Source organism: Candidatus Pelagibacter sp. PS_34, from assembly GCF_059417845.1.
The window spans coordinates 582,815-595,936 of the sequence record NZ_CM182068.1 but is presented as its reverse complement, the minus strand read 5'-3'; the positions used below and the strand labels follow the sequence as shown (position 1 = coordinate 595,936).

Here is a 13,122-nt window from a genome sequence, read left to right as displayed (position 1 = left end):
GTTTACTTTTTAGATGCATACAACAATATAAAATATCCGAATACAGTAGACAATAAAGATCCAGCAAGAACACCAATTTTTACTCCATCAATATATTGAATATTTTCGGCAAAGGCTAAGTTTCCAACAAACAAGCTCATAGTAAAACCAACCCCTGTTAATATTGAAACTCCGTATAAGCTTAACCAGCTAGACTTATCAGGCATTTGTGCCACACCAAATTTAACAGCAATGAAAGAAACAAGCATAACCCCAACTTGTTTACCCACGAATAACCCCAAAAGAATACCTAATGGAACAGGTTCTAATAATGAAGTTAATGATAGCCCCTCCAAAGACACGCCTGCATTAGCAAATGCAAATATAGGCATTATCATAAAAGCAACATAAGGACTGATTGCATGTTCTAATTTAATTAATAAAGAGAAATCTTTTTCTTTAATTCTGTGAGGTATGGTTGAAGCTAATAGAACACCTGCTATTGTTGCGTGAATTCCAGACTTATATGTGAAGAACCACATAAAGGCACCAATTATTAAATAGGGAATAAACTTTTTAACACCAAATTTATTTAAAGTAAGTAGTAAAATATATGAAATTAAGATTAAACTTAAATAGCTTATGCTTAAGTCACCTGAGTAGAAAAAAGCTATAATTAATATTGCACCAAGATCATCGATTATAGCAAGAGCCGTTAAAAAAACTTTTAAAGAAATTGGAACTCTTGAACCAAGTAAGGATAAAATTCCCAATGAAAATGCTATGTCTGTAGCAGATGGAATTGCCCAACCATTTAATGTTTCAGAATTACCAAGGTTTATAAAAACATAGACTAGAGCAGGGACCACCATTCCTCCAACAGCTCCTATAATTGGCAGCAATGCTTTTTTTAAATTAGAAAGCTCACCTTGAATGAACTCTCGTTTTATTTCTAGTGTTACAAAGAAAAAGAAAATTGCCATTAACAAGTCATTAATCCAGTGATGTACGGAAAGTTTTAAACCGAAATCATTAATACCTATAAATAGATATTGATTTAATGTATCAAAATATAAATTACTTAAACTAGAATTGCTTATTACCAGAGCAATAATTGCTGCAATTAACAATACAAGACCACTTGCCGCTTCTAATTGAAAAAACCATTTAAAAGGTTTTGAAAGATTTTTAATCATAATTTTATATTAAATCTCTAATAAATAATGAGATATCTTTAATACTTTCATACAAATTATAAAGTATAAATTCGACATTTGGGACAATTTTCCCAATAGGATATTTAAACGTGTCCACAATAATTATAAAAGCTACGAATGAAATAATTGATACAACAAAAATATTTAATATTTTAAAATTTTTTTGTTTTTTTGGCTGTGTATTTACTTGTTTGCTTTCACCTTTATTTATCTCAATTTTTTCTTTATTTTTTTCTTCTAAGTTAACTTCTACTTCGTCATTAGACGCATCTGATACACTTTCTACATCAATGATCGGTGAATTATTTTGTTCAAAAATATTAGCATTATCATTAGCAATATCTTCATCAATTGAACTTACTGGGTTTTCAGGAACTGCTTTTTTAAAAAACCATTTATGATCACAGCTAGCACACTGCAATAAACGACCCATGTCGGGAATTAAACTCGAGTCTACATCGAATTTTTTATTACAATTATTGCAAGTGATGATCATAAATGATGTATATCTGATTCTTGTAAAAAAGCCTTATTTTTGATGTTCTTTATTCTTTGAAATTATCAATATCTAATGTATTAGTACCTCAATCGGGGCGTAGCGCAGCCTGGTAGCGCATCTGGTTTGGGACCAGAGGGTCGCAGGTTCAAATCCTGCCGCCCCGACCATTTTATGAAAAAAGCAAAGATTTATATACCCACTAAAAATTCAATGCAGTCTGGCTTAGGTAAATCAGACAAATGGTTAATTGAATTTGAAACTGAAGATACAGGAATTAATCCCTTAATGGGTTGGGAAACTAACTCTAATACTCTTTCAGAATTAAATTTAGAATTTTCTTCTAAAGAATTAGCAATAGAATATGCAAAAAAAAATAAAATTGACTTTGAAATCATTGAACCTCAAAAAAGAAAAACTGTTAAAAAATCTTACGCAGATAATTTTTTAAAATAATAATGTTTAAATTTTTCACTCAAAAAGAATGGCGATTATGGTCATGGGTTGGTTCATTTATTATTCTTTCATCGCTTTGGGTTCAGGTACAAATTGATGTTAAAATAAATGAATGGTTTGGTCAGTTCTATGACATGATACAAAAAGCCTTAGCAGCCCCGAACTCAATCACAATTGGAGAGTACTGGGCAAGCTTGTTATCATTTATTACATTGGCTGGTATTTATGTGGCTTTAGCTACAGTTGTTGCTTTCTTTACCTCACATTATTTATTCAGATGGAGAACTGCAATGATTGATTGGTATCACAGTGTCTATGATAAGGCCCGAACTATTGAAGGGGCTTCACAAAGGGTTCAGGAAGATACAATAAAGTTTTCAAGAATTATGGAAGGACTTGGTACAAGTTTTATAGAAGCGATAATGATGCTTGTTGAGTTCACCCCTATATTATTTGGTTTAAGTGTTGGAATACCTATTTTATTTTTTGGAGATTGGAATTATGGTTTAGTGACAGGTGCATTTATATGGACTGTAGGCGGAACTCTTTTCTTAATTATATTAGGTTCAATTTTAAGATTAGTTGGAGTAGAATACGATCTTCAAAAAAATGAAGCCTCTTATAGAAAATTACTTGTTATAGCCGAAGACAATATAACAATAAGACCAAAGAATTTAGATGAATTATTTAATGATGTAAGAAAAATTCATTTTAAGTCTTACTTAAGATATTTTTATTTTAATTTGGGTCGTATAACTTATCTTCAAGCGAATGTTCTCTCAGCCTATGTTTTTTTAGCTCCAGCAATAGTAGCAGGCGTTGTGACATTAGGGGTAATGCAGCAAATTATAAGAGCTTTTGGTAGGGTAGAAGGGTCTATGCAATATATCTTTAGATCATGGCCTACTATCATAGAACTTGCCAGTGTTTATAAAAGGTTAAAAGAATTTGAATCCAAGATCAACGCTACTGAATCAATTACTCAAAAAGACTAATGACTATTGATAAAAAATATGTTGATCAAATTTTAAAAGTTTCTGAAAAAGCAGCACTTGCGTCTTCATATTTAGTTGGAAAAAAAGATAAGATTGCAGCAGATCAAGCGGCTGTTGATGCAATGCGATCAGAATTAAATAAAATTGATATGAATGGTGAAGTTGTTATTGGTGAAGGTTCACTTGATGAGGCACCCATGCTTTATACAGGTGAAAAACTTGGAAATAAAAATGGACCTTATTTTGATATTGCTGTTGATCCTTTAGAAGGAACAAATTTTGCAGCAAATAATTTACCTGGAGCAACATCTGTTATTGCGATTGCCGAAAAAGGAAATCTATTTAATGCACCAGAAACTTATATGGATAAAATTGCTACTGGACCAATTGAAAAAGGATTAGTTGATCTAGATTTTCCTTTAAAGAAAAATGTAACAAATCTTGCAGACTTTCTAAAAAAAGATATTTCATCTCTGACAGCATGTGTCATGGACAGACCAAGACACAAAAAAATAATTGATGAATTACAGCAACTAAGTATTAATATTAAATTAATTACAGATGGTGACGTACTTGGTGCATTATATGTGACAAATCCAAAATATAATGTTGATATATTTTTGGGTATTGGTGGCGGTCCAGAAGGAGTGTTAGCAGCATCAGCTCTTGATGCTTTTGACTGTTACTTTCAAGGGAGATTTATATTTGATAATGACAAGGATATTAAAGATGCAAACAAAATGGGAATAACTGATTTGAATAAAAAATACGAATTAAATGAAATTATAAGAGGAGACTCTATATTTTGTTCAACAGGAATTACCACAAGTGAGATGTTAGCTGGTGTAAAAATTGATAACAACAAATATACAACCGAAACACTGGTTACACACAAAAGTTTAAAATTTAAAGAAACGATAAAAAGAACAAATCTTATCGAAGAATGATTTCTGTTTCAGGTAAGAAGTGGGAACAAAAAAAAATTAATCAAAATTTAGTTGATAAAATAAAACAAGATTTTAATTTTAGTGATATTTTATCTAGACTAATTATTTCAAGAAAATTTGAAGATAATGAAATTGCAACAATCACTTCAGATTTAGATTTAAACAACGTTTTCTTAAATAATAAAGATTTCAGTCAATCTATTAATCTTGTTGTAAATTCTATCAATAATAATGACAAAATTTGTATTTTAGGCGATTATGACGTTGATGGATCTGCTGCTACATCATTATTTGTTAAGTTTTTAGAAGATATAAATCACCCCTTTTTTTACTATATACCCGACAGGGAAAAAGATGGTTATGGTGCTACCAAAAAATTATTCCAAAAACTGATCTTGGAAAAACCTAAATTAATTATAATGGTGGATTGTGGTTCTACTTCTAACGAAGCGATAGATTTTTTGAACGAAAATGAAATAAAGTCTTTAATTATTGATCATCACGAAATTAACAAACCCTTTCCTAATGCAAACTCAATTATAAATCCTAAAAAAGATAATGGCTACAGAGAATATGACTATTTTTGTGCAACAACACTTACATATTTTTTTTTAGATTTACTGATTAAGGAAATCAAAAGTGAAATAAATATTTCTGATTATTTGATATATGTTTTATTAGCTACTGTCTGTGATGTTATGCCTTTAAGAAAACTTAATAGATTAATTGCTTTAAATGCAATCAAAAATTTTGATATCACAAAAAATTTACCTCTTAATTCTTTATTTGAATTAAATAATAAAAAAAATAAAATTAGTATTAATGACCTAGGTTATTTAATTGGTCCCATATTGAATGCTGGTGGTAGATTAGGTAAGTCTAAATATGCTGCAGAATTATTATCTTCTAATAATGATCAAGTTGTCAAAGACCGGTGTAATCACTTAATTAAATTGAATAATAAAAGAAAAAAAATTGAAACTTTAATATTAAATGAAATTGATTTTCAAAAAATTGAAAAAGAAAATAAAGGAGTAATTATTTATTATAATCCAAATATTAACGAAGGTTTAATTGGAATTATTGCAGCAAGATTAAAAGATTATTTTAATAAGCCAGCTATTGTTATAACCACGTCTAATGAATTATTAAAGGGATCTGCAAGATCGGTTTATAATTATAATATTGGGTGTGTAATTAAAAATTCACTAGATCAAGGTATAATTTTAAAAGGTGGTGGCCATAATATGGCTGCAGGATTTACACTGAATAAGTCTAGCCTAAAAGATTTTGAAAACTACATATTAAAAGATTTTTTAAAATCTAATACAGTAAATCATAATAATTTCTCATACGAATCAGAAATTTCATCACTCGCATTTAACAAAGATTTTTATGAGCATATAAGGAAATTAGAGCCTTTTGGGACAGGAAACCCAGTACCAACATTTCTTATGAAAGACTTAAAAATAATTAAACCTACTTTATTAAATAATAAGCACATATCTACAATACTAAAATCAAAAACAGGATATTTGATTAAATCAATTTCATTTAATTCTATTAATACTAAGATGGGTGAATACTTAATGAGTTATAAAAATAGCATTAATGTAATAGGTCAAATCAATGAAAATATCTGGAATAATAAAAAAACTCTTCAATTAACTATTAGAGACCTTATCTTATAGCTTAATTGCGCTTGATAAATAATAACTTTTAAAATAAAAGATCACAACGTGGTCCCTTCGTCTATCGGTTAGGACAGCTGGTTTTCATCCTGCAAAGGGGGGTTCGATTCCCCCAGGGACCGCCATAATCCTCATGTATTATTTTACATATATGCTTAAATCTATCACTCCAGGGACTAAAAAGAGTTATGTTGGATATACTATAGATATTGATAAAAGATTAAATAAACACAATTCCAATAAAGGTGCAAAATCTACTAAAGGTTACAAATGGAAATTAATTTATAAAAAAAAATTTAAAAGTAAAAATGAAGCGATGTCATTTGAATATAAATTAAAACACAATAAAGTATTAAGAAAAGAGATTTTAGAAAAATATAATAAATGAAAATTTCTATATTATTGCCTTATAAAGAAAATTATTCACCTCAATATGCAGGTGCGGTATCACTATTTGTAAACGATATTACCAAGATAAGTTATTTTAACAAAGATATCCTTATTTTTGGTAACACTCAATCAAAAAAAAGATTATCAAAAAATTATATTAACTTAGAATTAAATAAAAAAATATTTCAAAGTACTAGTAAAATTTATGTTGAAACTTTTCTGAAGGCTCAAAAGAAATTAAATACAGAACTTATAGAAGTTCACAATAGACCAAATTATATAAAAATAATTAAACAAAAATATATAAATAAATTGTTTTTATATTTTCACAATGATCCTCTAACAATGAATGGTTCCAAAGCTATAAAGGAGCGAATATTTCTTCTAAATAATGTTGATAAGATTATTTTTAATAGTGTATGGTCACAAAAACGTTTTTTTATTGGTTTATTGAACCAAAAAAATTTCCTTAGTAAAACATCTGTTTGTTTTCAGTCATCATCAAAAACTAAGATTAATTTTAAAAATAAAAAAAATATAATATCTTTTGTTGGAAAATTAAATAAAGCTAAGGGATATGATATATTTGGTCAGGCTATAATTAAAATATTAGATAAATATCCTAATTGGTCTGCTAAAGTTTTTGGAGATGAACCAAGAGAGAGATTATCATTTAAACACAAAAATTTAAAAATATTAGGTTTTAAGAATAATGAATATATATTAGATAATCTAAAAGAAATTAGTATTTCTGTGGTGTGTTCTAGATGGGAGGAACCTTTTGGTAGAACAAGCTTAGAAGCTGCTAGCAGAGGTTCAGCTGTTATAATTAGTGGAAGAGGAGGCTTACCTGAAACAAGTAGTTCAGCAGTAATTTTAAAAAGATTAAATCACATCAGTTTATTTAATAGTATTGAGAGTCTTATTAAAAATAAAAAAAAATTGTTAAAAACTCAAAAAGAAAATTACAATAATTTTATTTACACTCACAAATATGTTTCTGATATTATTGATAACTTAAGAAAAGTTTTCATATCTAAAGAAATAAAAAATTTTTATATCAAAAAGAAATATCCACTAAAGATTATTCATATAACAAATTTCAACCAACGTTTTAATGGTCGTTTACATTACAATACAGGAAAAAGATTACAAAATGGATTTGTTAGATTGGGTCATAATGTTTTAGCTATAAGTGATAGAGATATAATTAATAAAAATAAATCTTTACAAGATATTAGTGGAAAAAAAAGTTTACAAAATTCAATTATTAAAACATATAAAAATTTTAAAGCTGATTGTATTATTTTAGGTCATGCAGACTCTGTTGAAAATAATACCTTACAAGAATTAAAAGATTCAAATAAAAACTTAAAAATATGCCAATGGTTTTTAGACCCTGTAGTAAAAAATGGACCAGATTACATTAAAAATAATGAAAGAATTAACGACAAAGTAAAATATTTAGATGCAACATTTTTGACAACTGACCCAATAATATTAAGAGATAAAATTAAAAATTCTTTTTTCATTCCAAATCCTTCGGATCATTCTTTTGAAACATTAAAAAATTATGAAAAAAATTGTAATAACGATATTTTCTTTGCAATGAGTCATGGAGTACATCGAGGTTTGTTAAAAAAAGGCAAGTATGATGATAGGGAATTCTTTATAAATAAACTTATTAATAAAAACAAACTTATCAAATTTGATTTATATGGTATGAACAATGTGCAGCCAGTCTGGGGAGATGATTTTTTATCAAAAATATCTAATTCTTCAATGGGGCTTAATTTAAGCAGAGGGCCAGCTATTAAATATTATAGTAGTGATCGTGTGGCGCAACTATTTGGTAATGGACTACTTACATTTATTAATAAAATAGCTCAATTTGATGATTTTTTACCAAAAAATACCTTTATAAGTTATCAAGACATTGATGATCTTAGTTTTAAAATTAATAAATATAAGAAAGACGACAAAGAAAGAAAGAAAATAGCAAAAAATGGTAGGGATTTTTATTTAAGATATATAAATTCAACTATTGTAGCTGATTATATTTTGTCTAAAACATTAGATATAAAAAGTAAAAATAGTTTTGTGTGGGAAAAATAAAGCTTAATGAAGATTAAAAAAAATAGATTTAAAGATTTACTAATAATTGAAGGTCAATTACATGCGGATAATAGGGGATATTTAAGAGAAGTTTACATAGAAAAATTAATAAAAAAAAAATTTAAATTTCAAATAATCTCTAAGTCAAAAAAAAATGTTTTAAGGGGACTGCATGCTCAAACTATAAATCCACAAGGTAAATATTTGTCAGTTATAAAAGGTAAAATATATGATGTTATGGTTGATTTAAGATCTAGATCCAAAACTTTTGGTCAATATTTCTCTGTATTGTTGAGCGAAAAAAACTGTAAAAGTGTTTATATTCCAGAAGGATTTGCCCATGGTTTTATCGCTCTAGATAATGAAAATATAATTTCTTATAATTGTACGAATTATAGAAATGCAAAGTCTGAGATAACATTAAAATGGAATGATAGTGATATCAATATTAAGTGGCCAAAAATTAAGCCTATTTTATCAAATAAAGATAACAATGGATTGTCATTAAACGACTTTATTAAAAAAGTTAAGAATTTTTAATGAAAATTGAGGAACGTCTTAAGGAAAAGTTCTTATACCAAAAAGGTTTTAATTTTTTTAAATTTTTTTATTTTATTTATCAATACTTAAAAACTAAAAAAGCTCTTAAACAAAAAGTTTTTTATTCTAATTGGGGTTTAGACATGCTCGCTGATGATTTTTTTAAAAAAAAAAAATATGGTGTTTATATAGACATTGGTTGTCATCAACCTTTTTTAAACAATAATACTTATAGACTATACAAAAGAGGGTGGACTGGAATAAATATTGATTTAGATTTTAATAGTATTGATTTATTTAATTTTTTCAGGAAAAAAGATTTTAATATCAATGCAGCAGTTTCAAGCAAAAATGAAGAAACGGACTTATATTTTTTTCATAATAGATCGGCTATTAACACATTGTCAAAAGAATCTGGTGTTAAAGCTAAAGAGATTAGAAAAATTAAAACTCTCACATTAAATGATATTATTGAAAATAGTCCTTTTAAAGATAAAAAAATAAACTATTTAAGCATCGATGTAGAAGGTCATGAGATAAGTGTTCTAAATGGTTTTGACTTAAATAAATACAAACCAGAATTAGTTATTATAGAATTTATAGATATTAATATTAAAGAATATTACCTAAATAAAATTGATAACATCTTATCTTCAGATATTTATAACTTTATGAAAAAACATGATTATAAACTAATTAACTGGGTTCATGATGATCTTATCTTTGTCCCAAATAATATAAAGTAAAAATGATATCTATAATAATTCCCACCTTTAATAATTTAGATTATTTAAAACTTGCAATTGAAAGTATAAAAAAAAATTCATTTTATAAAAATGAAATTTTAGTTCATGTTAATGAGGGAATAGATGGGACAGTTCAATATTTAAAAGAAAATGAAATTAAATTTACACACTCTAAAACAAATATTGGATTATGTAAGGCTTGTAATCTAATTTCAAAAGATAGTAGTTTTGATTACATTTTATACTCACATGATGATATGTATTTTCTACCTAAATGGGATAAATTTTTAATTGATCGTGTTAATGAACTCAATGATAAAAGATTTTATCTTTCAAGCATAATGATTAATGGTGACCCTAAACTAAATGGTCATCTGAATTTTAATGCTGGAGAAACAATAAATGAATTTGATGAAAATTTACTTCTAAATAATTACGAAAAACTTCATCATGATGATTTTCAAGGTTCTACATGGGCGCCGCACTTAATACATCGTGATATTTGGAATAAAGTTGGTGGATTTAGTGAAGAATTTTCACCTGGAGCTGGATCAGATCCTGATTTGAATATGAAACTTTGGAATATAGGTGTAAGATTTTTTCAATGTTTAGGTAAATCAAAAGTTTATCATTTTGGATCAGTAACAATCAGAAAAAAAAATATTGATTTATTTAAAAAAAACCAAGGATCAAAAGCAAATAAAATTTTTTTACTTAAATGGGGCATCTCTATCAAAACTTTTAAAAAGTTTTATCTTAAAGCTAATTCTATACATAATAATAAATTAACAAGTCCTGATAAAAATATCATTTATCTAATTTCAATTATCAAAGATAAAATTTCTTTTATATATTATAAAATATTAAAGAATATTAAATTTTGATAATGAATATTTTATTTTATTGCCCTTTTAATTTTGATTTAAAATCAAAATCCTTAAACCATCTTGGTGGTATTGAAACATTAAACTTAGGCTTATCTAGATTGCTTGCTGATAAAGGACATAAAATTTTTTTATCAACTAAGTGTAAGAAAATAACTAAAAGAAAAAACTTAACAAACCTACCGATAGATAAAGTTTTAACAAAAAATAACAAAACTAGGTTTGATTATATTATTTCATCAAATGATACACAAATATTTGATTTTTACAAATTGCCAAAAAAAATCTTTTGGATGCATAATACTTTGGCTATTGAAAAAGCTATTAGAAAAAAAAAATTGTTAACATTAATAAGAAATAAAATTACCGCTGTGTTTGTTAGCGAATATCTTGAGAATATTACTTCTAAAATTTATCTATTTAACAAAAAGATAGTTATACCTAATTTTTTATCAAAAGAATTCAATAAAATCAAAATTAATTATAAAAGAAAAAAGATAATCATTTGGTCTGTTCAAAGAAATAGGGGTCTTCAAGAGACTTTAGATATGTGGATTAAATCTGTTTATCCTAAAAATAAAGATGCAATGTTTTATGTTTTTGGGATTAGTAAAAATGATTATTCCAAAAAAATGAGCTTTTATAAAAAATATAATATTTTTTTTTTTGGTAGAGTTTCCAAAATTAAACTAAGAAATGTCTACTCTGAGTCACTTGGTATGATTTGTTTAGGTTACGATGAAACTTTTTGCTTAAATGCCCTGGAGGGTAATTCTTGTGGATTGCCAGTTTTCACTTTTGGGAAAACAGCTTTAAATGAATTAATTCAAGATAAAAATAATGGCATGATTTCAAACGATTTTAGTCAACTTGCATTTAATTTAAATAAATTCTTAAATTATAATTTAACTATTAGAAAACGATATATAATTAATTCATTTAATTATTCAAAAAAATTTACTTTAGACAAAATTATTAATCACTGGATTAAGTTACTGAAATAGTTGAATATTCTAAATTTACAATATTCTATCTTAGCTATTTTTCTTCTATTTAGAAAACCTTTAGATAATTCGTTTTTTATAGAATCTATATCTGAATGTATTTTGTAAACTATATTTTTATTAGTTTTGATTTTAAATTCCTCACTCAAATCTTCAATTTTGTTATTTTTAATAAATTGCAAATACAATGAAATCCATAAATCATCATTTAAGAATAAATTTTTATTATTTGAAACATATTTTTGGTAAAATTTATTAATTTTGTCTAAATCTTTTGTGTTTATTAGTATACCATCTGCACCTTGTCCCATATTTAATTTAAAAACTTTTTGAACGTAAAAGCTATAATTTTTTTTATTTTTTGTGAACTCATTAATTAAAATTTCAAACATTTTTTTATGATAAACATGATCATCATCTAAAATTATTACACAATCATATTTTTCAATGTCCTTTAAAGAGCCCATCAGTTTTGTGGAGGGTCCATAATCTTCACATCGATTTATATTAAGATTATACTTATCTAAATCTTTTAATTGTTTTTCTGTAAACGCATAATCTTTAAATCTTTTAAATTTATAAGGTAGATTTAAAAAAACACTATTTGCTTTAAGTGTTTGGGAATCTATTGACTCGATAGTTCTTTTAATATTCTCTATTCTTGACGGTAGTGTTGTGAAGGATACACAAAAATTTATCATAGCTTAATTTTATTCAATGCGTTATTTTTAAATAAATTTGCTTCTTTAATGTATCTTCTAACCATTTCTGTTGATTTATGTCCTGTCATAGCCATTATACTTCTTTCTTCTGCTCCAGATTCTGCGGCAGATGTCGCAAAACCTGATCTTAAACTATGTCCAGAGTAATTTCTGCTATCTATACCTGCTAATTTTAAATACTCTTTTATTAGTAAAGCAACTGTTTGGTCAGTTAATCTATTTTCTGATATTTTTGATCCCTTAATAAACCTTCTGAATAACGCTCCAGTTTTTATCTTTGATATTTCAATCCATTTTTGGATTGAGATTACTGGGCAATATTGTGGATTTTCAAAGTAGGGTAGTCCTTTTACAGAACCCTCACCAAATTGGTCTGTCTTAGATCTTCTAAGGTTAATCTTAAGACCTTCTTCCACAAAATCTAGATCTTCACAATCTAATGAAACAATCTCATTTCTTCTAAAACCGCCAGAAAATCCAATTAAGATAATTGACCTATCTCTTAATTTCTTTATTTCCTCTTTCTTTTGTTCATCTATTACATTAATAATTTTTTTTAAACTGTTAATTAATAATGGTTTTTTACCTCTTTGAATACTTCCTTTTCTTCTCTTAATACCCATAATATTTTCAATAATTGAAGGATGTTTAGTATCTAAATAATGACCTTTAAGTTTATGTATGACACCTATTGATACTAATCTTCTCTTTAAAGTGCTCATTTTAACGTTTTTAGTTGATAAATGAGTTAAATATAATGAGACTATTTTTGGCTCTGACGGAAGAGATTTAAATCCATTTTGAGTACAGAACAATCCAAAGTCATTAAAATCAGATTTATAAGCTCTAACAGTATTGATTGCTTTGGAACTTTGAAGGTTTAATAATGTTTCTTCTTGTAATGCTTTTATATCTGTTATTATTTCATTCATATATTAGT

General features: G+C 26.6%; 14 protein-coding genes and 2 tRNA genes. 12 read left to right on the top strand and 4 right to left on the bottom strand.

Annotated elements, in window-relative coordinates:
- Positions 1-2 precede the first annotated feature (2 nt).
- Both nhaA and AC5SL3_RS03205 read right to left on the bottom strand, forming a co-directional pair.
- Positions 3-1,175 carry a Na+/H+ antiporter NhaA gene (gene nhaA, locus AC5SL3_RS03210; RefSeq protein WP_494577357.1) on the bottom strand — a complete coding sequence of 391 codons (1,173 nt, stop codon included), beginning with the start codon at positions 1,173-1,175 and terminating at the stop codon, positions 3-5.
- Positions 1,176-1,179: 4 nt separating this feature from the next.
- On the bottom strand, positions 1,180-1,692 hold the full coding sequence (locus tag AC5SL3_RS03205; protein WP_494577356.1) for a zinc-ribbon domain-containing protein: 513 nt from the start codon (positions 1,690-1,692) through the stop codon (positions 1,180-1,182).
- 93 nt (positions 1,693-1,785) lie between these two features.
- Between AC5SL3_RS03205 and AC5SL3_RS03200 the strand changes: the two genes are divergently transcribed.
- From AC5SL3_RS03200 to AC5SL3_RS03145, 12 genes are all read left to right on the top strand, one after another.
- Positions 1,786-1,862 (top strand) — tRNA-Pro (locus AC5SL3_RS03200).
- Positions 1,863-1,866: 4 nt separating this feature from the next.
- Positions 1,867-2,148: an ETC complex I subunit gene (locus tag AC5SL3_RS03195; RefSeq protein ID WP_006996913.1), complete on the top strand. Its 282-nt coding sequence runs from the start codon at positions 1,867-1,869 to the stop codon at positions 2,146-2,148.
- Between the two features lie 2 nt (positions 2,149-2,150).
- On the top strand, positions 2,151-3,143 hold the full coding sequence (locus AC5SL3_RS03190) for a putative transporter (protein WP_494578740.1): 993 nt from the start codon (positions 2,151-2,153) through the stop codon (positions 3,141-3,143).
- On the top strand, positions 3,143-4,090 hold the full coding sequence (gene glpX / locus AC5SL3_RS03185; protein WP_494578738.1) for a class II fructose-bisphosphatase: 948 nt from the start codon (positions 3,143-3,145) through the stop codon (positions 4,088-4,090). The genes AC5SL3_RS03190 and glpX overlap by 1 nt, the downstream gene beginning before the upstream one ends.
- The gene (recJ, locus tag AC5SL3_RS03180) at positions 4,087-5,781 is read left to right on the top strand and encodes a single-stranded-DNA-specific exonuclease RecJ (RefSeq protein ID WP_494578736.1); all 1,695 of its coding nucleotides are present in this window, start codon (positions 4,087-4,089) and stop codon (positions 5,779-5,781) included. The genes glpX and recJ overlap by 4 nt, the downstream gene beginning before the upstream one ends.
- Before the next feature lie 50 nt (positions 5,782-5,831).
- Positions 5,832-5,906, top strand: a tRNA-Glu gene (locus AC5SL3_RS03175).
- Positions 5,907-5,932: 26 nt separating this feature from the next.
- Complete coding sequence (locus AC5SL3_RS03170; protein WP_494578734.1) at positions 5,933-6,169, top strand: GIY-YIG nuclease family protein; 237 nt, start codon at positions 5,933-5,935, stop codon at positions 6,167-6,169.
- Entirely contained in the window at positions 6,166-8,286 is a 2,121-nt protein-coding gene (locus AC5SL3_RS03165) for a glycosyltransferase (RefSeq protein ID WP_494578732.1), read from the top strand. Before AC5SL3_RS03170 ends, AC5SL3_RS03165 begins: the two co-directional genes overlap by 4 nt.
- Before the next feature lie 6 nt (positions 8,287-8,292).
- On the top strand, positions 8,293-8,826 hold the full coding sequence (gene rfbC, locus AC5SL3_RS03160) for a dTDP-4-dehydrorhamnose 3,5-epimerase (protein ID WP_494578730.1): 534 nt from the start codon (positions 8,293-8,295) through the stop codon (positions 8,824-8,826).
- Positions 8,826-9,572, top strand: a complete 747-nt coding sequence (locus tag AC5SL3_RS03155; RefSeq protein WP_494578729.1) for an FkbM family methyltransferase — start codon at positions 8,826-8,828, stop codon at positions 9,570-9,572. The genes rfbC and AC5SL3_RS03155 overlap by 1 nt, the downstream gene beginning before the upstream one ends.
- A gap of 2 nt (positions 9,573-9,574) precedes the next feature.
- Positions 9,575-10,456, top strand: coding sequence for a glycosyltransferase family 2 protein (locus tag AC5SL3_RS03150; RefSeq protein ID WP_494578727.1), 882 nt, complete (start codon positions 9,575-9,577; stop codon positions 10,454-10,456).
- 2 nt (positions 10,457-10,458) lie between these two features.
- The gene (locus AC5SL3_RS03145) at positions 10,459-11,460 is read left to right on the top strand and encodes a glycosyltransferase (protein ID WP_494578725.1); all 1,002 of its coding nucleotides are present in this window, start codon (positions 10,459-10,461) and stop codon (positions 11,458-11,460) included.
- Here AC5SL3_RS03145 and AC5SL3_RS03140 read toward each other — a convergent pair.
- Entirely contained in the window at positions 11,436-12,161 is a 726-nt protein-coding gene (locus AC5SL3_RS03140; protein ID WP_494578724.1) for a hypothetical protein, read from the bottom strand. The genes AC5SL3_RS03145 and AC5SL3_RS03140 overlap by 25 nt on opposite strands.
- Positions 12,158-13,114 (bottom strand): site-specific integrase, encoded by a 957-nt coding sequence (locus tag AC5SL3_RS03135; RefSeq protein WP_494578722.1) that lies wholly within the window; start codon positions 13,112-13,114, stop codon positions 12,158-12,160. Before AC5SL3_RS03135 ends, AC5SL3_RS03140 begins: the two co-directional genes overlap by 4 nt.
- Positions 13,115-13,122: the final 8 nt, after the last annotated feature.